The organism is Streptomyces sp. NPDC058051, assembly GCF_042885475.1.
Classification (GTDB): Bacteria; Actinomycetota; Actinomycetes; order Streptomycetales; family Streptomycetaceae; genus Streptomyces.
This window is the reverse complement of the sequence record NZ_JBHVRW010000012.1, coordinates 91,410-114,952: the sequence shown is the minus strand read 5'-3', so window position 1 is coordinate 114,952 and position 23,543 is coordinate 91,410. Positions and strand designations below refer to the sequence as shown.

Here is a 23,543-nt window from a genome sequence, read left to right as displayed (position 1 = left end):
ACTCGATCGGGAAGGCCCTGCGGGCGCTGCGCGATGCATCCGGACTCACGGGTGACACGGTGGCCCGCAGGGCTTCCATGTCTGCCGGGAAACTCTCGAAGATCGAGACGGGCAAGGTGCGACCGACTGTCCAGGACGTGGACCTGGTCCTCACCGCCATAGGCGTGAGTCAGGAGGTCAAGGAAGAGTTCCTGGCAGCCGCCCGCGCCGAAGCCACCGAGGCCACCGCATGGCGCTTGCTGCGTCGCATAGGCCCGTGGAAGCACCAGAAGACCATCCGGGCCATCGAGGCCGGCACCACCACGCTCAGGCTCTTCCAGGGACAGCTCGTCCCCGGACTCCTCCAGACGCCCGAGTACGCCTCCGCCGTCTTCTCCCTGCCTCCGGCCCTGCCGGAGGAGACCAGGGCCAAGACCGTGGCTGCCCGCCTCCAACGGCAATCCGTCCTGTACGAACCGGGCAGGTCCTTCCGCTTCCTGATCTGTGAGCACGTACTCCGGTGGCGCATCAGCGAGCCCGTGCTCATGGCGCTCCAGCTCGACCGGCTCGTATCCGTGTCCCGTCTGCCCCATGTCTCTCTGGGTGTCGTGCCGTCCGACCGCCGGATGCCCGACTTTCCCATGACCTGCTTCAGCCTCCACGACGACCGACTCGTCATCGTGGAAACGTTCCACTCCGAGGTCACCACCCGCGACCCGAAGGACGTCCAGCTCTACCTCGACACCTTCGAACGGTTCGCCGCAGTGGCGGTCTACGGCAATGCCATGAGAGCCCTGGTTGAGGGCATCCGAGACGGATTCTTGCCCCAACAGGAAAGGTTCTAGAACGAGCTGCTCAGCGGGTGAAGCATCAGCGGTGTCAACACCCGAGGGAGGAAATCCCAGTGAGCAGCCCCAGCACCACGATGGACCCGCCGGTTCAACTGTCCCTCCCCCGCACATCCCCTGCGCCTGCGCCGGGCTGCGGTGTGTGCGCTGCCCTCGCGAAGCAGCGCACAGCGGCGTACGACGCCGGGGACCTGTCCGCCGTCTCGGACTGCAACGTCGAGCTGGCCGCGCACCCCAAGAAGCACCCCGGGGTGCAGTAGTGGACATGCAGACGTAGAGAGACGGACGCACAACAGCCGTGAACGCCTCCGCGTCCATTCGCGAGGTGCTCGCGTCCCTGAGCCTGCCGGAGAGCGCCTACGCGGTGATACGCCCGCAGATGACGCCCCGAGGCCGGCCGCTCGTACACCTGGGCTCGATCCCTGCTGCTCACGTCGAACAGATCGCAGAGGCGCTGAGAGCCACACGGCCCACCACGAACGGGACAGCGGTGCCCGTCCCATCTGAATCAAGGAGGACCAGATGACCGACCTGTACGGACTCGACATCTCCGGAGCCCACTTCAGCAAGGCGTGCGGAGGCAACACCCACCCGGACGGCGAGGCGTGCGTGACCCTCGCGAAGATCGGGCCGGACGCGTGGGCGATGGGCGACAGCAAGCGCCCGGACGCCGAGCCGCTGCGCTTCACCACGGCGGAGCTGGACGCGGCGGGTATCGACCCCGCGCACTTCGACCTCTCCGCCTGATCCACAGCACCACCTGAACTGACGGCCCTGCCCTCACGCCGACGGGTGGGGCCGTCGGCATCTCTGGGAACGGAGCGATAGTGCACCACCACGGCTATGCATGGCTCGGGGAGAAGAAGACGTTCGACAAGGAGAGCATCCGCAGACCGGCCGGACAGGCCCCAACCGTGAGCAGCGAGAAGGATGTAATCGACCGGTATCGGGAAGCCGTGGCGGTGTTCCCGACTGCTGACGTACCCCCGATCCAGACGGCGCACTGGCTCATGAAGCCGCCCTCGGCGATCCGAGGGACATGGGAGGAACCCAAGGAAGCCGGCGAGTGGCTTGGTCTCCAGCTCGCCGAGTTTGCACCCCGGTTCGCCTCTGAAAGCGACCGGGAAGCGGCCAGGCTGGTTTTCCTCGTGAAGGGCGCAGTCGAGCGGCTGACGTGGGGAGGCGACGTATCCCTTGGCCACTATTTGAGTGGCACTGTCTTCCACTCCGTCGCCCTCGTGACGTGCTCCCCAAACCGTGCTGCTCCTGACCTGGCCTGCCCTGTCCGGCAAGCCAGTGCATGACAGAGACCCCCGACTGGTGCCGGGGCCTGGGGAGTCTGCATGCCCATCCCGGACGCTCTCCGGGCCCGTGCAGAATCTGCCGGGCGGGCGAGACCTTCGTCTCTCTGTCGACGATGTACATGCGTCGCGGGGCCGAGGCCGTACGCCGGGACTCCTGTCGCGTATCAACCTGGAGCTGGCGCGGGGTGGCCCGCTCGACGGACGTGAACCCGTCCTCCTGCGCGGCGGAGTAGGCCCATCCCGCGCCCCTCCGGCCACGGCGCCGGGGCGCCGCGCCGTCACGCCGTGGAGAAGCCGCGGGTACCGGACAGCCCGGCACGTGGCCTCACGCAACGGTGCGCCGGGCGTGCGGCCGGGTCGCTGCTCCCAGCGATGCGGAAGGGGCCCGATCCGGCTGGATCGGGCCCCTCGCGCACCCCCTCGCGCACCCCCTCGCGCACCCCCTCGCGCACCCCCTCCTGCACCCCCGAGGGTGCCTGGTCGGTGCGGGCTTGCGGGCGGTCAGCCCTTTGTCACTCCGAAGGCCCGGTCGACCGTCTGGTCGACCTTGTGGCCCTGGGCGTCGACCGCCTGGGTGCGCAGGCTCACGTAGCCGGAGGAGGCAGCGCTCCTCGGCGCCGTGAACGTGGCGCGGTAGTCGCCCGTCTCGCCGGTCGGCTTGAGCGTCAGCGGGTGCCAGCTCCTGCCGTCGTCGTAGGAGGCCCAGGTCTTGACGTCGGTGACGTCGGCGCCGTCCTCGAACCACGACCGCGCGTTCACGGTCAGGGTCTGCGGGCGGCCGGCGTCGACACGGTTGTCGAGACCGGCGTGCGCGTCGTAGCTGATCTGCGGCATCGAGATCGGGGTGCTGTACGCGGTGCTGCCGCCCGCCTCGAACGTCCAGGTGGTCGTGGTGTGGGTGGCGAACTCCCACTCGGGCAGGGCGCGGGATGCCTCCAGCACCGCTCGGTAGGACGCCTTCTCATTGGGGATCTTGAACGAGCCGAGCCAGAGGCTGCTCTGTCCGACCTGCTCACCGTCCCGCGTGACGGTGAGCGAGTAGGTGTCATCGATGGGGGTGAGGGCGAAGTGGGTCGGGTCGTTGTCCGGGAACGGGGTGGGCGAGAGGGACAGCGTCGACTCGCCGGTGTAGGTGCTGTAGTACTGCGCGAGCGCCGAGCTGTTGCCGGCGTCGAACTTCGCGTTGTTCACCGCCTTGAGCCAGTCCACCGTCTTGTGGACACCCGGCTGATCGACGTGCGCGGCCTTGTCCCACATCACGAGGCCCGTGCCACCGAGGTCGAGCCCGTTCATGTGCTGAAGGTGGGAATCGGCGCTCATCCACTGCTCCTGGACCGCCCCGAGGCGCGTGGGGGCGGTACCCAGGATCCAGTTGAAGTTCTCGGTGCGCCGACTGCACAGGACGCTCACCCCGGTCGTGGTGCCCCGGGCGTGGTTGCGGGCCGTGACGTGCACCGTGTTGGACGCGTCGACGGGGACGCGCAGCGCGCCCTCGGGGACCGTGTCGGTGAACGTCTTGGTCAGCTGGTAGGCGTACGGACTGTACGGCGTACCGGTCAGTTTGACGACGACCTCACGCGAAGCAGCCAGGCGGGACAGGGCCGTGCCGTCCTCCCCGTACAGGGCGAACGCGGGCAGGGCCTGCGAACCGGCCGGTGCCACCATGCGTCCGGGGCCGTCGTGGCTGATGGCCACGGCCGCCGCGCCGCGGGCCGCGGCCGTGTCGATCACCTGCGAGATCGGGACGGCGCCGGTGGCCGTGGCGAGAACGAGCTTGCCCCGTACGCCCGCGCGCCGGAACTCCTCGTCCGTGCCCGTCCCGACGTCCGCCAGTCGCAGGGACCTGCTGCCTTCCGGCTTCGTGGCACCGTCGAGCTGGGTGGGATTGAGGGTGATGCCGCGGGCGCCCGGGACCGTGGCGGTCAACTGCGGGGCCACGAGGGTCGAGTGGACCGTGATCTGCTGTGTCCCGGTGGCCGGGGCGGTCGACGGGAAGAGGTGGACGTGCTTGATGTCGGCCGGTATGAGCAGCGTGGTGTCGTTGTAGGCGCCCGGCTTCGTCATCCGGTAGTACGACAGCGCGCCCCCGAGGAACTCGGTCGTGCGGCCGGTGGCGAAGGCGACCTCCTCCGCCTTCCGCGCGTCGAGCGTGTAGGCGGTGTCGCTCTCCGTCAGATCGATCTCCGTCCGGTACGAGTTCGCGACGCTCTCGACCCAGTTGCCGGAGGCGTCAGGAGTCAGGAGCATCGCCTGGGCCGCGTAGACGCCCGGCTTGACGCGCACCGTGGCCACCCCGTCGCGGAAGACGGCGCGGTAGATCCTGAAGGGCTGGCCGGAGGCGTCGCTGTACAGCGTCACCATGCTGCCGCCGCCGCTCTTCCGGCCGTCCCGCCCGATGCCGGTCACCTTGAGCTCCTGGAGCAGGGGCTCGATGTGGACGGAGAACGGAACCCGCAGGGACGCGGACGAGTCCGCGGCCACCGCGGTGACGATTCCGCTGTACGACGCCTCCCGTGCGAGCACGTTCGGGTCCACCGTGACCGTGACCGTGGCCGTGCCGCCCGCCGGAACCGTGACGGTGCCCTTGTCGAGCGCGAGCGCCCCGGTCGGCATCGCGGCGCCCGAGGAGTTGGCGCCGCCGGCGGTCAGTGAGAAGACCCGCTCGGTCGACGCGTCGTTGTGCAGGGTGACCTCGCCGCTCACCGGCGTGTACGCGCCGTCCTCGGCGTACCGCACAGGTCCCAGGTTGAGCGCGGCGGGAGTGGCGTGGGCCTGCTGGGTGGCGGCCCGCGGGACGTTCACGCGGCCCGCGCCGCCCTGGTCCGCCCGGTAGTCACCCTTGTCTGCCGAGGTCACGAGGGCGGACTTGAGCCGGTCCCAGGTCCAGTCGGGGTGGGCCTGCTTGAGCAGTGCGGCGGCGCCGGAGACGTGCGGGGTCGCCATGGAGGTGCCGCTGGCCGTGGTGTAGAGGTCGTCGACCGGGGTGCCCATGGTGGTGCCGGACGCCCGGGCCGCGACGATGTCGACGCCGGGCGCGGTGACCTCCGGCTTGATGGCGAAGTCGCCGATGCGCGGGCCGGTGCTGGAGAACGGGGCGAGGGCGTCGGACTTGCTCACGGCGCCGACCGTGAGAGCCTGCGTCGCCGACGACGGCTGACCGATGGTGTTCGGCCCCGAGTTGCCCGCCGCGACGACGAAGAGGGATCCGTACTGGTCGGTGAGTCTGTCGGCGGCGGCACTGAGCGGCCCGGAGCCGTCGTCGGGCTGGCTGGTGCCGAGGCTCATGCTGATGACGTCGGCGCCGCTGGAGGCGGCCCACTCCATGCCGCTGATGATGTCGGAGAGCGCTCCGCTGCCGCTGTCGCCCAGCACCTTGCCGTTGATGAGGTCGGCGCCCGGCGCGACGCCCTTCGCCCCGTTGCCCGCGCCGCTGCCGCCGATGGTGGCGGCGACGTGCGTGCCGTGACCGAAGTGGTCCCCCGCGTCCGCCGCGCTGGTGAAGTTCTTCTCGGCGGACACCCGGCCGCGCAGATCGGGGTGGGTGGTGTCCACCCCGGTGTCGAGGACGGCGACCTTGACACCCTTGCCGTCGTAGCCGCTCTTCCACATCTCCGGCGCGCCGATCTGCGGTACGGAGTCGGCCAGTTGGACGGTGACCTTGGCGTCCAGCCAGATCTTGCCGATCCGTGCGGACGTGCGCTCACCGGCCGTGTCGCTCGCCTTCCAGAACGCGGCGGCCTTCCCCTTCGGGACGTGTGTTCCGAGGGAATGGATGCTCCGGAGACGGTGGTCGACGCGGGCCGATGCCGGGGCGACGGGTTCCTTGCCGCCCTTCTGGTTGTCGAGCAGCAGGGGGAGCGAACCGGTCGACGCGTCGTCGTAGCCGTCGGCGATGAGGCCGTCGACATCGAAGAGTTCGAGGTCGACGGCGTTGCTGCTCACCGCCTCGTTCGCGGCGAGCGGCAGTACGTACGTGGCGTCGTCGGTGCGGGAGATCTGCGCCAGACCGCGCGAGGGTCCGGTCGGGTCGAGGGTGATCGTGGGGTGGTCGTCACCGGACCGGGTCGTCACGGTGACCACGTCGCCCGTGACGAGCGTGACGCGGTGAGTCGTGAGGGCTTGCTTCGGCGGCGTCTTGCTCGTCTCGGCCTCATCGGCTGAGGCGGTCGGCGTCATCACGCCGGCCACAGCCGCCATCGCCGTGACGGCGAGGGTCGCGTGGGCCCACGGACGCCTTCTACGCGGTGGCATATTCTTCCTCTCGACGCACGCCCCGTGTGCCGGGGCGGGTATGACCAATGAGAGTTCCGGATCAGGCGTCCTCCTGAACAGGCGATCGAGGTTCACCTACCGGACACGGTCCGTTAGAGGAAGCTCGATCGAGGAGGGGTCATGACCTCGGAGGAGTCCATATCCGCGGGGCTCGGCATGCCGGAGAACGCCGCCGCGGTCTACCTGTTCCTCCTGGACCGCGCGACGGCGACCACCGCCGAGGCCGCCGCCGCGTGCGGCCTCGAAGCCGGGGAGGCCGCCGCCCAGTTGACGTGGCTGCGTGACCACGGGCTCGTCCTGCGTGCCAAGGCCATGGCGCTGTCGGGCATCGACCAGTGGTCGGCCGCCGAACCCGACCACGCCGTACGGGATCTGATCCGAAGACGTGAACGCACGCTGCACGACGTCCGTCTCGTCCTTCCCGAACTGCAGGAACGCTTCCGTCAGGTGCACGACGACTCCGCCGCCCAGCGCGCGATCGAGCACGTACACGGGTGGGAGAACGTGGGGGCCCGCTACCACCAGATCCTCCGGGACACGCACGAGGAGGTCGCGCTGCTGGACCACGCCCCCTACGCGTCCGGCGCCGCTCCGACCGAGGAATCGCTTCTGGGGCGTGGCGTCCGGTTCCGGGTCCTGAGCGATCCGACCGATCTGCCGCGGGAGTTGGCCGACGAGTTCGCGGCGCTGAAGGGCCTGGAGGCCCGCCTGCACCCGGACATCCCGTTCCGGGGCGTGATCGCCGACCGGAGGATCGCCCTGGTCACGATGGACCGGGAGCCGCAGAACGTCTCCGCGATCGTGGTGCGTCCCTCACCGCTGCTCGACGGCCTCCTCCTGCTCTTCGACGCGTGCTGGAGCCGTGCCGTGCCGCTCGGCACCGACGCGACCACCCTCGACGTGCAGACACGCCAGGTCCTCATGCTGCTGGCGGCCGGGCTCAAGGACGAGTCGGTCGCCCGGCAGTTGAACACGACGACACGCACCGTCCGGCGCCGGGTCCAGGACGTGCTGACGGCCCTGCACGCCAAGTCGAGGTTCCACGCGGGCGTCGAGGCCAGCCGCCGCGGCTGGGTCTGATCCGGGCCCGGGACGCCCCCGCCCGCACGGGAGCCGGCGGATCGCGCGGCACAGCCCGTCGCGAGGCGCGGCGGCATGAACGAAACGACCCGGCCCCGGCCTCTGCCGGCGAGAGGACGGAGCCGGGTCGTCGCAGTGGGTCTGCTGCGTCACGGGAGGGTCAGATGAGCCCCTGGGCGAGCATCGCGTCCGCGACCAGTTCGAAGCCGGCGATGTTGGCGCCGACCACGTAGTTGCCGGGGCTGCCGTAGCGTTCGGCGGTGGTGTGGCAGGAGTCGTGGATGTGCCGCATGATCTCCGCGAGCCGCTCCTCGGTGTGGGCGAACGTCCAGGAGTCGCGCGAGGCGTTCTGCTGCATCTCCAGGGCGCTGGTGGCCACGCCGCCCGCGTTGGCCGCCTTGCCGGGGGCGAAGGCGACGCCCGCCTCCTGGAAGACGCGCACGGCCTCCGGGGTGGTGGGCATGTTGGCGCCCTCGGCGACCGCCTTCACACCGTTGCGTACGAGGGCCAGGGCGTCGGCCTCGTGCAGTTCGTTCTGCGTGGCGCAGGGCAGGGCCACATCGCAGGGGACGTTCCAGAGGCCGGTACCGGGGACGAACGTGACGTGTTCGCCGCGGCGCTGCGCGTACTCGGAGACCCGGCCGCGGCCGGCTTCCTTGATCTCCTTGAGCAGGGCGAGGTCGATGCCCTTCTCGTCCACGACGTAGCCGTCGGAGTCGGAGCAGGTCACCACGGTCGCGCCGAGCTGCTGGGCCTTCTCGATGGCGTAGATCGCGACATTGCCCGAGCCCGAGACCGCGATGCGCTGTCCGTCGAGGGTCTCGCCCCGGCTGCGGAGCATCTCGGCGGTGAAGAGCACACAGCCGTACCCGGTCGCCTCGGTGCGTGCCTGGGCACCGCCCCAGCCCAGGCCCTTTCCGGTGAGGACCCCGGACTCGTAGCGGTTGGTGATCCGCTTGTACTGGCCGAAGAGGTAGCCGATCTCGCGGCCGCCGACACCGATGTCACCTGCGGGAACGTCGGTGTATTCGCCGAGGTGGCGGTGGAGCTCGGTCATGAACGACTGGCAGAACCGCATGATCTCGGCGTCGGAACGGCCCTTCGGGTCGAAGTCCGCGCCGCCCTTGCCGCCACCGATCGGCATGCCCGTCAGCGCGTTCTTGAAGATCTGCTCGAAGCCGAGGAACTTCACGATGCCGAGGTTCACCGAGGGGTGGAAGCGCAGCCCGCCCTTGTACGGTCCGAGCGAGCTGCTGAACTCGACCCGGAAACCGCGGTTCACATGGATGTCGCCGGAGTCGTCGGACCACGGCACGCGGAAGATGAGCTGGCGCTCCGGCTCGCAGACGCGCTCGATGATCCGGGCGTCCACGAACTCCGGCCGCTGGTCGAGGACCGGGCCGAGGGTCTCCAGAACCTCTCGTACCGCCTGGTGGAATTCCTTCTCGCCCTGGTTGCGGCGGAGAATCTCCGCGTACAGCGGCTCGATGACACTCATGTGGGCCCATACCTTCCGTGGGTCGGAATCGCGCGCGTCGGTGCCCCGTCCCGGGGGCACCAGCGGTCCCCCTCCCCATTGAGGGCGTCGCCCAGACATCGCACGCTCGGCGGCTCACGAAAGCGACGTACAGAACCGTTGTGGCATTTCGATTGTCCCAGGGGCTTCGAAACTCCGTTCACGGCATCCGCATCCCGGACGCGGTCCACGGTGTCCGCGTCCCGGACCCGACGGGCGACGCCCGGGTCCGGACGCGATCGACGGCATCCGCCACCCGGCGCGCGGTCGGCCGCTGCGCGAGCACGGGGGTGGGGAGGGTGCCGGCGGAGGGTTCAGTCGGTGACGCCGAGGTCGTGGCGCATCAGTTCCCGCATGGTGCCGAGACGGGGCTCGGCCTCTTTCAGCTCCTCCAGGGCCCGTTCCGGATCTTCGCCGTCACGGGCGAGGCCGCGGTCGAGACGTTTGACGGCGGCGTCACCGGCGGCGAGGACCCGGTTGAGGTCACGGGATGCCTGCAGGATCCGTTCGGGGACGATCATCTGCGCCTCGGCGTAACGGTCGCGGTGGTCGAGGCGGGCCTCTTCGAGCTGGGCTCGTTCCTGTTCCGTGTAGACGCCGTCGCGGATGCGGTGCAGGGCGTCCTTGAGGAGCGTGTGGAACTGCCGGGAGGCCCGGTTCATCGCCGTGTACTGGGCCCGCCGCTCCTCGAACCTCCGCTGCCGCTCCGCGAGTCGGGCCTCTTCGGTGCGCTGGCGCGCGGTCAGCCGCTGCGCGAGCACGGGGGCGAGGAGAGTGCCGAGGACCCCGACGACAGCGGTGATCATTGTGGTGAGGGCGACGGTCATGCCAGTGAGATTAATGGGGCGCACGGGGCGGGAGGAGCTCGTTCCCGGCCCATGACGACGGCCGATCAGACATGATTTCGCCATGACCACGTCGCGGTGGCACAGACGTACCGAGCCGGCCCTGCCGGCCGACCGCACCCTGTCCGCAGGAGGGCGACCGCGCCCTTCGGGACCGTATGCCCATCCGGCTCCTCCGCCCGTCCCCGGGCAGCGGGCCGCACCCCGTATCCCGCCGCGCGTGGGCGACGTGCGCCGCTATCTCGCCGTCGGCCTCGACTGCTACACCTGCCTGGTCACCGGCGGTCTGCTGGCCCGGCCGCATGTGCACACGGCCGGTGTTCCGGAGACCGTCGGCCTGCTGCTCGGCCCCACGCTCGCGTTCTCGTTCGTCAACCAGGTGCTCCTCACCGCGGTCGCCGGGGCCGGCGTGGGCAAGCTGATCATGGGAATTCGGGTGATCAGACTGCCCGACGCCGGACGCCCGGGGCCCTGGCAACTGGTGCGGCGCTGGCTGTACGGACTGTGCCGGCTGCCGTTGCAGCCCTGGTACGCGCTGCTTTCGTTCCTCACGGGCCCCGGCGCCCTCGCCCTCAGCGCCTTCTGGAGCAGTGGGAACGACGATCCGGTGGGCCTGCGCCAGGTCCACCGGGCCGACCTCGTCGCCCACCGGAACGCCGTGGAGGGTCTGCGCTGAGAGCGAGTGCGCTGTCGGGCCCCCTCGGGCCTCAGGCCGCCGCGTTCTCCGTGATCGTGACCTTGCCCTTGCGGATCGTCGCCAGCCGGGGCGCGCGCCGGGCGATGGAGCTGTCGTGCGTGACCATGATGAAGGTCAGGCCGTGCTCCTTCCACATGGTCTCCAGGACCTCCATGACCTCGTCGCGCATCGACTCGTCGAGGTTGCCGGTGGGTTCGTCGGCGAGCAGCACCTTCGGCTGCTTGACGAGGGCCCGGGCGATCGCCACGCGCTGCTGCTGGCCTCCGGACATCTCGCTGGGGAGATGTCCGAGCCGTTCACCGAGTCCGACGGAGTCCAGTGCCTCGGCGGCCCGCCTGCGCCGCTCGGACGCCTTGCCGCCGAGCGGTACGAGCGCCGTCTCGACGTTCTCCTGGGCGGTGAGCGTCGGGATGAGATTGAAGCTCTGGAAGACGAAGCCGATGTTCTGGGCGCGCACCTTGGTGAGCTTGGCCTCGCTGAGCTTGGCGAGGTCGACGCCGTCGAGTTCCACGCTGCCGCTCGTGGGGCGGTCGAGACCGCCGAGCATCTGCAGCAGTGTGGACTTGCCGCCGCCGGTGGGGCCCTGGATGACCAGTCGCCCGCCGTCCTCGACGGTCAGATCGACACCCGCGAGCGCGTGGACGGTGGACTTGCCGCGCGTATAGCGCTTGGTGACGTCTCTGAGTGTGTACATGGGGTGAACTCCTGCTGGAACGGGGTGGGGTGGGACGCCGGGGGGCTACTCGACGCGGCTCAGCGCATCGGCGGGGCGCAGCCGCGAGGCCCGCCAGCCGCCGAACGCGCCGGCGATCAGCCCGCCCGCCACGGCCAGCCCGACGGCGATCAGGATGACGGAGAGCGAGACGGGTGCGGTCAGCGCGATGTCGAGCGACTTGGACGCGCTCTGTCCGCCCGGTCCGCCCATGCCCCGGCCGCCGCCCATGCCGCCCATGCCGCCGCCACCGCCCGAGGAGCCGAGCTGTGCGGTGAGGGTGGGGCTGATGGCGGTCACGATGTACGCGCCGGCGAGACCGACGGCGATGCCGAGCACACCGCCCAGCAGTCCGTTGACGAGGGCTTCGCCGATGACCTGGCGGGTGACCCGGCCGCTCTTCCAGCCGAGCGCCTTGAGGGTGCCGAACTCCCGGACCCGGCGGCTGACCGCCGACGAGGTGAGCAGGCCGGCCACCAGGAAGGCGGCGACCAGGACGGCGATCGACAGCCACTTGCCGACACTGGAGGCCAGGTCGGAGGCGGTGGAGAGGGAGCCGGAGACGGTGTCGGCGAGATCGGCGGAGGTGGTGACGGTCGTGCCGGAGACGTTCTTCTGGATGGTGGACTTGACCTGGTCGATCTGCTGCGAGTCCGCTGCCTTCACATAGACCGTGGTGACCTTGTCCTTCGAGTCGGAGAGGGTCTGGGCCTGCTTCAGCGGGATGTAGAGGTTGGCGGCCGCGTCGCCGCTGTCGGCGGTCGAGACGCCGATGATGGTGAACTTGGTGCCGCTGATGGTCACGGTCTTGTCGACCGCGAGCTCCTTCTCCTTGGCGTACGCGGAGTCCACGACGGCGACCTTCGCGTCGGTCTCGGACGTCTTGAACGTACGGCCCTTGGTGATCTTCGACGAGGTCAGCGGGCCGAGGGCCTGCTTGGTGACGTCGGTGCCGTACACGGTGTAGGAGTTGACGTCGAAGGAGGCTCCGCCGCCCCTGACCTCACCCTGCGGCTGACCGCTGCCGCCCGGGCCGCCCTGACCGCCCTGGCCGCCCTGGCTGGTGCCGCCGTCCTGCTTGAACTCGCCGCGCTTGAACTGGCCGTCGACCTTCATCACGTTCAGGCTGAGTCCGCCGACGACGTCCGCGACCCCGTTCTGGTCGCCGATCGTGGCGACGGTGGAGGAGGCCAGCGTCTGGAAGCCCTGGACCATGACCCGGTCGCTGCTCTGCGTCGCGTCGTCGTCGTCGCCCTTGGCGTCGAACTCGAACTTCGGGCGGTCGTTGCTGCCGGAACCGGGGGCTGCCGCGGCCTTGGTGACCGTCATGTCCGTGCCGAGGCCGTACAGCGATTCCAGGACCTTGTCCTGGGCCTTGCTCATGCCGGAGGAGACCGAGCTGACGATGATGACCAGCGCGATGCCCAGGGCCAGTCCCGAGGCGACGACCAGCGCCGCCTTTCTGCGGCGGCGCAGCTCGCGCCGGAGGTAGGTGAAGAACATGGCGTGAGGCTATGGACGGGTCGTGATGGTGAGTTAAGGCCAGGATGAGAGCTGGATGAGAACCTGTACGCACACCGAAGGCGGCGGCGCCGCGGATCCGGGAGGATCCGGGCGCCGCCGCCTTCGGTGTGCGGGGCTGCGGGAGGAGAGGTGTGTGCGGGTCAGGCCGCGGAGCCCGCGGTCCACTCCGCCCAGTTCATGTTCCAGCCGTTGAGGCCGTTGTCGGGGGTGATGGTCTTGTCCGGGGAGTTCTTGACGATGACCACGTCGCCGACCATCGAGTGGTTGTAGAACCAGGCGGCGGGCTGGTTGGCGTCGCTCGCGCCCTTCACGTCGGCGAGGCCGACGCAGCCGTGGCTGGTGTTGACACTGCCGAAGATCGACCGCGCACCCCAGTAGTTGCCGTGGACGAAGGTGCCCGAGGTGGACAGCCGCATGGCGTGCGGCACGTCCTTGATGTCGTACTCACCCTTGCCGTCGTCGTCGGTGAAGCCGACCGTCGCGCCGTTCATCCGGGTCTCCGTGAACTTCTCGGAGATCACCATCTGCCCGTTGTACGTGGGGTTGGCGGAGGAGCCGGCGGAGATCGGGATGGTCTTGATCGTCTTGCCGTCCTGGGTGACGGTCATCGTCTTCGTGCCGGCGTCGACCGTCGAGACCTGGTTGCGGCCGACCTTGAAGGTGACCGTCTTCTGCTGCACGCCGTAGACGCCGTCCGCGCCCTCGACGCCGTCCAGCGCGAGCTTCAGCGTGACGGTGGAGCCGCCCTGCCAGTACTGCTCGGGGCGCAGGTCGAGACGCTGCGCGTTGAACCAGTGGCCGACGACTTCCTGGCCGCTGCTGGACGTCACGGTGATTCCGTCCTGGACGGCCTTCCGGTCCGTGATCGGCTTGTTGAAGTTGATCGAGACCGGCATGCCGACGCCGACCGTGGAGCCGTCCTCGGGCGTGAAGTTGCCTATGAAGCTGTTGGCGGGCGAGACGGTGGTGAACGAGGAGTTCTCGTGCGCCTCGCGGCCCTTGGAGTCCTTGGCCGTCGCGTTGATCTTGTACGTGGTCGAGCGCTCCAGCTGGACGTCCGGCTTCCAGCTCGCGCCGTCGGCGGCGAGCGTGCCCTTGACGGCTGTTCCGTCCGACGTGGTCATGGTGACCTGGGACAGCGTGCCCTTGGCGACGCTGACCTTCGCGTCGTTGTTGATGCTCGCGTTGGTCGCACCGTTCTTCGGCGCGATCGTGATCTGCGCCTCCGACGCGTCCTGGGCGGCGGCCTTGTCGACCTCGGCCGTCTGCGACGTCTTCGAGCTCTCGGCACTGCTGCCGCTCGCGCCGCTGTCGTTGCAGGCGGTGAGCACCAGAACACCACCGAGCAGGGCGGACGCGGCCATCAGGCCCTTGCGCCGCTTGCTGTCCGTCATCACACGCTTCTCCATCGTTGCCTAATCCCCAAAAACCCCGAGCAGAGCCGCACCGACTGACCGGCGAAACCCGTCAATGTTCCTAGAACCCATGGAAAGGGTCCTCCGTTCCACATCCAAGGAGATGTGGGGAACAACACTCATCGACGCAACCACCCTCAGTGGTGGTTCCCGGCTCCGGTCGCGTATAAGCGGCCGGTGCGTGGGGCGGCCCGTCCCGGCCCGAGGACCGGCCGGGACCGTGGCTCACCGCCCGCTAGACCCGCCGCCCGGCACCGTCGCCGTCGGCGTCGTGTCCGCCGTCGTTCCCTCCATTGTGCGGGACGTCCCCGTGCGCCCCTTCGTCGTCCGCTCCGCCCCGGTCGCCCTCGCCCTCTTCGTCGTCGTCACCGTCGTCGTCCTCTTCCTCGTCGTCGTCACCGTCGTCGTCGCCGTCGTCATCGAGGTCCCAGTCCTCCGTGGCGTCCGGGTCGTGCTCGACGATCTCGCTGGTCCAGGACGCCTGGGCGAGCTCGACCCCCGGCACCTCGCCGACCAGGTCGAACGGATCGATCAGGGAGGCGAGGGCCTCCGCGCCGTCCTCCCGTACCGCCGCCTCGGCCAGCAGGCGTTCCTCGGCCGCCGCGCCGCCGGGCTCCCCGTACTCGGCGGCGATGGACTCCAGCGCGCTGCCGCTGAGGACGGCGAGGTCCGTGATCTCCAGCAGCATGTCGACCCGAAGCCGAACAAACCGTGATGTCTCAGAAGTGCTCATGGGCCGGAGCGTAAGCTCCACACCGTCGCGACTTTCCTACGACCCGCTGCTTTCACTAGCATCGGTGTACAGGCCTAACTCACGTATGTGACAAGGGGGATCGTTTCTGTGGCCGTTGCTCGCCGCCTGCTTCTGACCGCCACCGCCGCGGGCACGGTGCTGACCGCCCTCTGGTTCGTCCCGTCCGCCAACGCGACGGACGAGCCGGCCGGCGCCACCGGCACCCGGAACCAGCAGGCCGCCGCGGCGGACACCGGGAGCGGCCCGCGGCTGGCGGACACCGGCGCCGGAACCGACACCACGCCGTATCTGATCGGCGGCACGGCGTTCCTGGGCATCGGCGCCGCGTTCGTCACCCACTCGGCACGCCGCGCCGGAGCCCCGTCCGTCTGAATCCCCGCCGGGCCTACGCCAGCGGTCCGGTCACCGGCTCGACCGCGGCGACCAGCCTTCCGGCGCGTACGAACGCCTCCGTCGCGGCCAGGTCCGGTGACAGGAAGCGGTCCGGTCCCGGCCCCTCGACACCGGCCGCGCGCAGCGCGTCGACGGCGGCCTGCGAGGCGGGGGCGGGAGTGAGGCCCTGGGCGGCGCGCAGTTCGACGGCGCGGGTCGCCGCGTACAGCTCGACGGCCACGATCCGGGTGAGGGCGTCGACGGCGGTACGGAGCTTGCGCGCCGCCGACCAGCCCATGGAGACGTGGTCCTCCTGCATCGCGGAGGACGGGATCGAGTCGGCCGACGCGGGGACCGCGAGCCGCTTCATCTCGCTGACCAGGGCGGCCTGGGTGTACTGGGCGATCATCAGGCCCGAGTCCACACCGGGGTCGTCGGCGAGGAACGGCGGCAGACCGTGCGAACGGTTCGTGTCCAGCAGCCGGTCGGTGCGGCGTTCGGTGATCGAACCGAGGTCGGCGGCGACGATCGCCAGGAAGTCGAGGACGTACGCGACGGGCGCGCCATGGAAGTTGCCGTTGGACTCGACCCGGCCGTCGGGCAGGACGACGGGATTGTCGACGGCGGAGGCCAGTTCGCGGTCGGCGACGATTCCGGCGTGGTCGAGGGTGTCGCGTCCGGCGCCGTTGACCTGGGGTGCGCAGCGCACGGAGTAGGCGTCCTGGACGCGGGGGGTGTCGCCGGTGACCTCGGCGTGCCGACCCGTGAGGCCGGAACCGGCAAGCACCCGCAGCATGTTGTCGGCGCTGGCGCCCTGGCCCGGGTGCGGGCGGATCGCGTGCAGTTCCGGGGCGAGGACCTTGTCCGTGCCGAGCAGCGCCTCCAGGGAGAGGGCGGCGGTGATGTCGGCGGAGGTGTAGAGGTTCTTCAGGTCGGCGAGGGCCATGACGAGCATGCCCAGCATGCCGTCGGTGCCGTTGAGGAGGGCGAGGCCCTCCTTCTCGCGCAGCTCGACGGGGGTGATGCCATGGGCGGCGAGCAGCTCACCGGCGGGGCGCACGGTGCCGTCGGGGCCCTCCGCGTCACCCTCGCCCATCAGCGTCAGGGCGCAGTGGGAGAGCGGGGCCAGGTCGCCGGAGCAGCCGAGCGAGCCGTACTCGTGGACGACGGGGGTGATGCCCGCGTTGAGGACGTCCGCCATGGTCTGCGCGACCTCGGGACGTACACCGGTACGCCCCGAGGCGACCGTCTTCAGGCGCAGGAACATCAGGGCGCGGACGACCTCGCGCTCGACCCGCGGGCCCATGCCGGCGGCGTGCGAGCGGACGATGTTGCGCTGGAGCCTGGCACGGAGGTCCTGGCCGATGTGCCGGGTGGCCAGCGCCCCGAAGCCGGTGGAGACGCCGTAGACCGGCTCGGGCTTGGCGGCGAGCGCCTCCACGATCTCGCGCGCGGCGGCGAGCGCGCTCACGGCCGCCGCGGAGAGCTCGACACGGGCGCCCTCGCGGGCCACGGCGATGACGTCGCCGGCGGTGGCGCCGGACGTCCCCACCACGACTGTATGCATATCCATATTCAGAAGCGTACGGATTGAATCCGTTCATGTCACCAGTGGTCGCGCGATTGACCCCTTACCGGTCCGCCCCTCCGGTCAGGGGCGGCTGCCGCGCAGGTGGCGGCGGTCGTGCGGGGACCTGGGCGGCGCGTCGGCCAGCCGGATCACCTCGTCGTCGCGCCCCGCCACGACCGGCTGCACGGAGCGGGCCGCCTTCGCCCGGTACTGGGCCGCGTCGGCGAGCCGGAAGAGCCGGCGCGCCGACACGACGGGACCGACCGGGTCGCCGGTCGACGCGATCCCGCACGCCACCCCGTCGCCGAACTCCAACTCGGCTGCCCGTTCGCAGAGTTCGGTGGACACCCGGATCACCTCGTCCGCGTCGGGGCCCACCACGAGCAGGCAGAACTCATCGCCGCCGAGCCGGGCAGCGAGCGCCCCGGGCAGCATGGCGCCGCACCGGGAGAGCACCGAGCCGAAACGTTCCAGCAGACGATCGCCGACCGCATGGCCGTGCGTGTCGTTGACCCGCTTCAGGCCGTTGAGATCGCAGACGACCAGGCTGACCACTGATCCGTCCGTCCGGTGCCGCTCCACGGCTTCGTCGAGCCGCACGTCGACGGCGCGGCGATTGGCCAGCCCGGTGAGCGGATCGGTGAAGGCGAGTTTGCGGACCTCCTCCAGCCGCTCGGCCTGGGCGATCCCGGCGGCGACGACGGCGGCCAGCACGGTCGCGAAGTCCGCGTCGTCCCGCCCGAACACCGGCACGCCCACCGGGCGGGCCACGTACAGCTCACCCCAGGCCCGCCCGTGCAGCACGATCGGCGCGACCACGCAGCAGCCGCGCCCGCGCCGCCGCAGGGCGGCCACGCGCTGGTGGCAGTACCCGCGCCCGGACCCCCGGGCCCCCGCGCCGCCGCACGGCGGGCGCCGCACCGGGTCGTCGGCGGTCTCCACCCAGGCGTCCGGCTCACCGCCCCCGGCGGCCCACCGCTCGTGCAGGAACTCGGTGATCTCCGGGAACCGGTGCACCGGGTACGCCTCCTCCTCGGGGAACTCCTCCTCGCCTTCGGCCCGTTCGCCCGCGTTGACCAGCACACGCAGCCGCCCTCGCTCGCGCTCCCACACGGAGAGCGCGGCGAAGCTGCCGCCCAACGCCTCGCACACCCCCAGCGCGGCCGCTCGCCACGACCCCCGCGGGGTGGGTGCCGCCGCCATCGCCTGCGCGAGAGACACCACGGCCCGCAGCCGCACATCATCACCCATTGCTCCAGCTTATGTAGTTTTGTGGTGATTTGATCAGTTAGGGGCGTCAGAAATGTTCACTGCGTGTCTCTTTGAACACGAAACGTTACTGTCCGGGCCAGTTCGGCTTCCTCTTCTCGTTGAACGCGGCCACGCCCTCGGCCCGGTCACCGGAGAAGGCGACCGACCGCCAGGCGGCGTCCTCGACTTCCAGCCCGGCCCGCAGATCGAGCCCGTGCCCGAGCCGCAGTGCCCGCTTGGCCGCCCGCAGCCCCACCGGGGAGTTGGCGGCGATCCGGCCCGCGAGCGCCAGCGCGGCCTCGCGGTCCCGCCCCGCCTCCACCAGTTCGTCGACCAGCCCCGCGTCACGGGCCTCCGCCGCCTCCACCCGCCGGGCCGTGAAGACCAGCTCGGCAGCCGCCGCCGCACCGATCCGGCGCGGCAGAAGCTGCGTACCGCCGCCGCCCGGGATGACACCGACCGACACCTCGGGCAGGCCGACCACGGCTGTGCGGTCGGCGACGATCAGATCGCAGGACAGGGCCAGCTCGAATCCGCCGCCGAGCGCGAAGCCGTGCACGGCCGCGATCGTCGGCATCGGCAGCTCCAGGACGCCGGTGTACGCCGCGCGCGCGGTGGGGCGCTGGCGCAGCAGCTCGGCATCGGTGAAGGAGTTCCGCTCCTTCAGGTCCGCGCCCACGCAGAAGGCCCGCTCGTGGCTGGAGGTGAGGACGGCGACCCGGACGTCCGGATCGGCGGCGAGCGAGGCACAGGCGGCGGCGATCGAGCGCGCCATGTCCGTGGACACCGCGTTCATCGCCTTCGGCCGGTCGAGAACCAGCTCGGCGACGTGTTCCTGTCCCTCGTGGACCCGCACGACGACGAATTCCCCGAACCGCTGCTCGGACGTGACGGTCATGACTTCACCCCTCCGGTTAACGATCGTTACCGGAGGGATCCTAGGCCGTGTCTGACACATGGCGCCGTCCGCCCGGAGGGCGGGACCGGCGGTGTCCGGCGCGTGCGATCGCAAGGCGGAGGGTCGTCCTCGTAGTGGGCCCACTCGGACGATCCCGACAACGCAGCGAGCGTGCGTGTCAGGCGCCGCCGGGCAGGCGGGATCTGTCAGACACGGCCCAGGGGGCACCCGGGGCAGCGGTCCGGGTGACGGCGGACGGGGACGGTGTCAGGGCGCTTCCGGTGGCACCGGACCAGGGGCAATGTCCCGGACCGGGCGCGACGTCTCGGACCGCGGGCGACGTCAGGACGTGCCCCGGCGGGCCAGCAGCCAGGGCTCCACCACGCCGAGACCGCGTACCGGGCGCTGCCACATCGGCTGCAGCCCGTAACGGTACGTGGGCACGGACAGCGGCTCCACGCCCTCCTGGCGCTCCTTCTCGGCCGCCGCGGCCTCCTCCGCCGCCTGTGCCTCGGAGGCCGGGGCGTCGCCGGTACGCGTCAGCTCCTCCGCGAACGCCCCGTCCACCAGGACGGCGTCCTTCGGAGCTATCGAGGTCAGTCGGCTGGCGAGGTTCACCGTCGTACCGAAGACATCGCCCATTCGGGTGGTGACCGTGCCGAACGCGATGCCGACGCGCAGCGCCGGCATGGTCTCGTCCTGGGTCATCGCCTCGATCAGGCGCAGCGCGATCTCGGCCGCGGTACGCGCGTCGTCCGCGGCGTAGAGGACCTCGTCGCCGAGCGTCTTGATGAGCCGGCCGCCGTGCGCGGCGACCAGGTCGGCGCAGGTGGTCTCGAACGCCTCGACCAGCTCTCCGAGCTCCTCCTCCTCCAGCCGCCGGGTCAGCCGGGTGAAGCCGACGAGGTCGGCGAAGCCGACGGCCAGGCGCCGGTCGACCATCTCCTCGTCGTCGGCGGCCTGCACGACCCGGCCGGTGGCGGCGGCGAGCTGGCGCCGCCACACGTAGACCAGGAACTCCTCCAGCTCCGGCAGCAGCAGCTCCACCAGCGGGTACGTGACCTCGGTCCGGGTCATCCCGGGCTCGGGGGGCTCGGTCAGCCCCTCCAGGAAGGAGTCGATCTGCCACTCCGCCAGCCTGGCGGTGGTCTGCCCGGTGGACCGGGCCACCTGGATCGCCATGGGCTCGCTGAGCAGCCCCGCCTCGACGAGACCGGCGAGCCGGCGCAGCGCCAGCACATCGGCTTCGGTGAGCGCCCTGGCCTGCCCGATGTCGGCGAAGCCCATGGCCCGCCAGAAACGGGAGGCCAGGTCCATCGAGACGCCTGCGGTACGGGCCGCCTGGAACGGTGTGTAGCGACGGTCGGCGCCCAGGATCAGCTGTTCGAGCCGGATCGCGAGGGGGTCGTGGGTCGGTTCCGCCGTATGGTCGACTTCGTGATGCGGTGTCGGGTGGACCGAAGGTTCTGACGGGGGCTCCGCGCCCGCGCCGGAGGTCGTGTCGTCGACGGTCACCAGCCGCCTCCTGCCCGTTCCCTGCGCACTGCCCTGCCGATCTGTCGGTGGATCGCCTCAACGATACGGCAGGTGTGCCGTGGCTCACGTCGCTCAGTCTCCCGGGAATGTTCCTGGGTGGGCCGGGGGCGTGGGCGGTCGCGGCCGGTGGGTGGCTTCCGGGAGGGCAAGGCGCATCCCCCGGGTCGCATGCGGACGAGGGGGAATGACCGGGCAGGTCAGGCGCACCGCGACGTCCGCAGGGCGCTCCTCGGGGCGAGGCCCGGTGATACGTCCGCAGGGCGCTCCTCGGGGCGAGGCCCGGTGATACGTCCGCAGGGCGCCCCCGGGGCGGCCCCGCGCGCGGGGCCGCCGTGTCAGACCAGGCCGCCCCCGACGCCCCGTAGGTGCACGATGTCGCCCGCCGACACAGGTTCCTGGATGCCGTCACCGGTCGACAGGATCAGCCTGCCGTCGCCGTCGACCGCCACGGCTTCGCCGGTGAGGGTGCGGTCGCCGGGCAGTTGGGCGCGTACCGTCCGGCCGAGTGTCGCGCAGCCCGCCGCGTACGCCTCCTGGAGACCGCTCCCCGCCGGGTCGCCGCCCGCCGCGCGCCACTGCCCGTACCAGTGCTCCAGCGAGCGCAGCACACCCCGCAGCAGCGTCTCGCGGTCGGTGGAGATCGCGCCGGCCAGGGCCAGCGAGCCGGCTGTGGGGGCGGGGAGTTCGTCGGCGCGCAGGGAGACGTTGAGGCCGATGCCCACGACGACGCCGTCCCCGGCGCGCTCGGCCAGGATGCCGCCCGCTTTGCGCTCCTCGCCCGGTGGGGTCTCCCCCGGACGGAGCGGGCCGGAACCCCCGGGGACGGTCACGAGGAGGTCGTTGGGCCACTTGAGAGCCATGTCGACGCCCGCCGCCCGGGCCAGGCCCGTCGCCGTCGCGACGCCGGTGAGCAGCGGCAGCCAGCCCCATCGGTGGACGGGGACGTCACCCGGTGTGAGGAACACGGAGAGGAACAGGCCCGAACGGGCCGGAGCCGTCCAGGTGCGATCGAGGCGCCCGCGGCCCGCGGTCTGCTCCTCGGCGACCAGCACGGCGCCCTCGGCGAGCCCCGCCGCCGCCCGCCCGGCAAGATCGGAGTTGGTGGAGCCGGTGGTCTCCACGACGTCGAGCGAGGTCCACAGTCCGCCCTGCCGCAGCAGCCCGCGGCGCAGTGCGGCGATGTTCAGGGGCGGCCGGTCCAGGTCCGACCAACGGCTCCGAGGCGCATCCGAAGGTGTCATGCAAGCCAGACTAGGTGTGGGAAACGACGCACTGCCGAACCGAATACCCGCCGTTACCCTACGAATCAGTAGGTGTTTCAGAACCTGATCAGCCGCACCGTCGTCCCGTGACCAGGCAGGGAGCCGCCACCCGATGTCCGAGCCGGAAGCAATCGACATCCACACCACCGCTGGCAAGATCGCGGACCTTCAGCGCCGGATCGGCGAAGCGACGCACGCGGGCTCCGAACGCGCGGTCGAGAAGCAGCACGCGAAGGGCAAGTTGACCGCCCGCGAGCGGATCGGTCTGCTGATCGACGAGGGTTCCTTCGTGGAGCTCGACGAATTCGCCCGGCACCGCTCCACCAATTTCGGCATCGAGAAGAACCGCCCGTACGGGGACGGTGTCGTCACCGGCTACGGCACCGTCGACGGCCGCCCCGTCTGCGTGTACTCGCAGGACTTCACCATCTTCGGCGGCTCGCTCGGTGAGGTCTACGGCGAGAAGATCGTCAAGGTGATGGACTTCGCGATGAAGACCGGATGCCCGATCATCGGCATCAACGACGGCGGTGGCGCGCGCATCCAGGAAGGCGTGGCCGCGCTCGGTCTGTTCGCCGAGATCTTCCGCCGCAATGTGCACGCCTCGGGCGTCGTTCCGCAGATCTCGCTGATCGTCGGACCGTGCGCGGGCGGCGCGGTCTACTCCCCCGCGATCACCGACTTCACGGTCATGGTCGACCAGACCTCGCACATGTTCATCACCGGCCCGGACGTCATCAAGACCGTCACCGGCGAGGACGTCGGCTTCGAGGAGCTCGGCGGCGCCCGCACCCACAACACCACCTCCGGGGTGGCCCATCACATGGCGGGCGACGAGAAGGACGCCATCGAGTACGTCAAGTCGCTGCTGTCGTACCTCCCTTCGAACAACCTCTCCGAAGCACCGGCCTTCCCCGAAGCCGCGGATCTCGCCACCACGGACGAGGACCGTGAACTCGACACCCTGATCCCGGACTCGGCGAACCAGCCGTACGACATGCACACCGCCATCGAGCACGTGCTGGACGACGGCGAGTTCCTGGAGACGCAGTCCCTCTTCGCGCCGAACATCATCACCGGCTTCGGGCGCGTCGAGGGCTTTCCGGTGGGCATCGTCGCCAACCAGCCGCTCCAGTTCGCGGGCTGTCTGGACATCAACGCGAGCGAGAAGGCGGCACGGTTCGTCCGCACCTGCGACGCCTTCAACGTGCCCGTCCTGACCTTCGTCGACGTCCCCGGATTCCTGCCCGGCGTCGACCAGGAGTACGGCGGCATCATCCGTCGCGGCGCCAAGCTGATCTACGCGTACGCGGAAGCGACCGTCCCGCTGATCACGGTGATCACCCGCAAGGCGTTCGGGGGCGCGTACGACGTCATGGGCTCCAAGCACCTCGGCGCCGACATCAACGTCGCCTGGCCGACCGCGCAGATCGCCGTGATGGGCGCACAGGGCGCCGTGAACATCCTGCACCGCCGCACCATCGCCGCCGTCACGGACCCCGCCGAGGCGGAGGCGACCCGCGCCGAGCTGATCGCCGACTACGAGGACGCGCTGCTCAACCCGTACGTGGCGGCCGAGCGCGGCTACGTCGACGCGGTGATCATGCCGTCCGACACCCGCGCCCACATCGTGAAGGGCCTGCGCCAGCTGCGTACGAAGCGGGAGTCGCTGCCCCCGAAGAAGCACGGCAACATCCCCCTCTAGAAA

At 70.6% G+C, this 23,543-nt stretch carries 20 protein-coding genes; 8 read left to right on the top strand and 12 right to left on the bottom strand.

Going from position 1 to position 23,543, the window contains the following annotated elements; genetic code table 11:
- Positions 1-17 precede the first annotated feature (17 nt).
- The 4 genes from ACFVUT_RS20430 (at position 18) to ACFVUT_RS20415 (ending at position 2,131) form a co-directional block, all read left to right on the top strand.
- On the top strand, positions 18-824 hold the full coding sequence (locus ACFVUT_RS20430) for a helix-turn-helix domain-containing protein (RefSeq protein WP_389651689.1): 807 nt from the start codon (positions 18-20) through the stop codon (positions 822-824).
- A 59-nt stretch (positions 825-883) separates the two neighbouring features.
- Positions 884-1,087: a hypothetical protein gene (locus ACFVUT_RS20425; protein ID WP_389651360.1), complete on the top strand. Its 204-nt coding sequence runs from the start codon at positions 884-886 to the stop codon at positions 1,085-1,087.
- Positions 1,088-1,349: 262 nt separating this feature from the next.
- Positions 1,350-1,574 (top strand): DUF397 domain-containing protein, encoded by a 225-nt coding sequence (locus ACFVUT_RS20420; RefSeq protein ID WP_389651358.1) that lies wholly within the window; start codon positions 1,350-1,352, stop codon positions 1,572-1,574.
- Between the two features lie 80 nt (positions 1,575-1,654).
- Positions 1,655-2,131, top strand: a complete 477-nt coding sequence (locus ACFVUT_RS20415; protein ID WP_389651355.1) for a hypothetical protein — start codon at positions 1,655-1,657, stop codon at positions 2,129-2,131.
- Between the two features lie 501 nt (positions 2,132-2,632).
- On the opposite strand, the gene ACFVUT_RS20410 is transcribed toward ACFVUT_RS20415, so the two are convergent.
- On the bottom strand, positions 2,633-6,382 hold the full coding sequence (locus tag ACFVUT_RS20410) for a S8 family serine peptidase (protein ID WP_389651352.1): 3,750 nt from the start codon (positions 6,380-6,382) through the stop codon (positions 2,633-2,635).
- A gap of 141 nt (positions 6,383-6,523) precedes the next feature.
- Here ACFVUT_RS20410 and ACFVUT_RS20405 point away from each other — a divergent pair, with 141 nt between their 5' ends.
- Positions 6,524-7,483, top strand: coding sequence for a TrmB family transcriptional regulator (locus ACFVUT_RS20405; RefSeq protein WP_389651349.1), 960 nt, complete (start codon positions 6,524-6,526; stop codon positions 7,481-7,483).
- A gap of 160 nt (positions 7,484-7,643) precedes the next feature.
- Here ACFVUT_RS20405 and gdhA read toward each other — a convergent pair whose 3' ends face one another.
- Together gdhA and ACFVUT_RS20395 are read right to left on the bottom strand one after the other, a co-directional pair.
- Positions 7,644-8,981 carry an NADP-specific glutamate dehydrogenase gene (gdhA, locus tag ACFVUT_RS20400; RefSeq protein ID WP_389651346.1) on the bottom strand — a complete coding sequence of 446 codons (1,338 nt, stop codon included), beginning with the start codon at positions 8,979-8,981 and terminating at the stop codon, positions 7,644-7,646.
- A 332-nt stretch (positions 8,982-9,313) separates the two neighbouring features.
- The gene (locus ACFVUT_RS20395; RefSeq protein ID WP_389651343.1) at positions 9,314-9,826 is read right to left on the bottom strand and encodes a hypothetical protein; all 513 of its coding nucleotides are present in this window, start codon (positions 9,824-9,826) and stop codon (positions 9,314-9,316) included.
- Between the two features lie 238 nt (positions 9,827-10,064).
- Here ACFVUT_RS20395 and ACFVUT_RS20390 point away from each other — a divergent pair, with 238 nt between their 5' ends.
- Complete coding sequence (locus ACFVUT_RS20390; protein WP_389651340.1) at positions 10,065-10,520, top strand: RDD family protein; 456 nt, start codon at positions 10,065-10,067, stop codon at positions 10,518-10,520.
- A gap of 31 nt (positions 10,521-10,551) precedes the next feature.
- Here the strand turns inward: ACFVUT_RS20390 and ACFVUT_RS20385 are convergent, their stop codons facing one another.
- From ACFVUT_RS20385 to ACFVUT_RS20370, 4 genes are all read right to left on the bottom strand, one after another.
- A complete protein-coding gene (locus ACFVUT_RS20385; RefSeq protein WP_389651337.1) occupies positions 10,552-11,235 on the bottom strand; it encodes an ABC transporter ATP-binding protein in 684 nt (227 codons plus the stop codon).
- A gap of 45 nt (positions 11,236-11,280) precedes the next feature.
- Complete coding sequence (locus ACFVUT_RS20380) at positions 11,281-12,756, bottom strand: ABC transporter permease (protein ID WP_389651334.1); 1,476 nt, start codon at positions 12,754-12,756, stop codon at positions 11,281-11,283.
- A gap of 161 nt (positions 12,757-12,917) precedes the next feature.
- Positions 12,918-14,171: an Ig-like domain-containing protein gene (locus ACFVUT_RS20375; RefSeq protein WP_389651331.1), complete on the bottom strand. Its 1,254-nt coding sequence runs from the start codon at positions 14,169-14,171 to the stop codon at positions 12,918-12,920.
- A 256-nt stretch (positions 14,172-14,427) separates the two neighbouring features.
- Positions 14,428-14,925 carry a hypothetical protein gene (locus tag ACFVUT_RS20370; RefSeq protein WP_389651328.1) on the bottom strand — a complete coding sequence of 166 codons (498 nt, stop codon included), beginning with the start codon at positions 14,923-14,925 and terminating at the stop codon, positions 14,428-14,430.
- Positions 14,926-15,033: 108 nt separating this feature from the next.
- Between ACFVUT_RS20370 and ACFVUT_RS20365 the strand changes: the two genes are divergently transcribed.
- Complete coding sequence (locus ACFVUT_RS20365; protein WP_389651325.1) at positions 15,034-15,318, top strand: hypothetical protein; 285 nt, start codon at positions 15,034-15,036, stop codon at positions 15,316-15,318.
- A gap of 13 nt (positions 15,319-15,331) precedes the next feature.
- On the opposite strand, the gene hutH is transcribed toward ACFVUT_RS20365, so the two are convergent.
- From hutH to ACFVUT_RS20340, 5 genes are all read right to left on the bottom strand, one after another.
- Positions 15,332-16,891, bottom strand: a complete 1,560-nt coding sequence (gene hutH / locus ACFVUT_RS20360) for a histidine ammonia-lyase (RefSeq protein ID WP_389651322.1) — start codon at positions 16,889-16,891, stop codon at positions 15,332-15,334.
- Between the two features lie 78 nt (positions 16,892-16,969).
- A complete protein-coding gene (locus ACFVUT_RS20355; RefSeq protein ID WP_389651319.1) occupies positions 16,970-18,139 on the bottom strand; it encodes a diguanylate cyclase domain-containing protein in 1,170 nt (389 codons plus the stop codon).
- 85 nt (positions 18,140-18,224) lie between these two features.
- Positions 18,225-19,037, bottom strand: coding sequence for an enoyl-CoA hydratase/isomerase family protein (locus ACFVUT_RS20350; RefSeq protein WP_389651316.1), 813 nt, complete (start codon positions 19,035-19,037; stop codon positions 18,225-18,227).
- A 342-nt stretch (positions 19,038-19,379) separates the two neighbouring features.
- Positions 19,380-20,552, bottom strand: coding sequence for an adenylate/guanylate cyclase domain-containing protein (locus ACFVUT_RS20345; RefSeq protein ID WP_389651314.1), 1,173 nt, complete (start codon positions 20,550-20,552; stop codon positions 19,380-19,382).
- A 356-nt stretch (positions 20,553-20,908) separates the two neighbouring features.
- Positions 20,909-21,814 carry a biotin--[acetyl-CoA-carboxylase] ligase gene (locus tag ACFVUT_RS20340; protein WP_389651311.1) on the bottom strand — a complete coding sequence of 302 codons (906 nt, stop codon included), beginning with the start codon at positions 21,812-21,814 and terminating at the stop codon, positions 20,909-20,911.
- Between the two features lie 133 nt (positions 21,815-21,947).
- On the opposite strand from ACFVUT_RS20340, the gene ACFVUT_RS20335 reads away from it, so the two are divergent.
- Positions 21,948-23,540: an acyl-CoA carboxylase subunit beta gene (locus ACFVUT_RS20335; RefSeq protein WP_389651309.1), complete on the top strand. Its 1,593-nt coding sequence runs from the start codon at positions 21,948-21,950 to the stop codon at positions 23,538-23,540.
- The last annotated feature ends 3 nt before the right edge of the window (positions 23,541-23,543 follow it).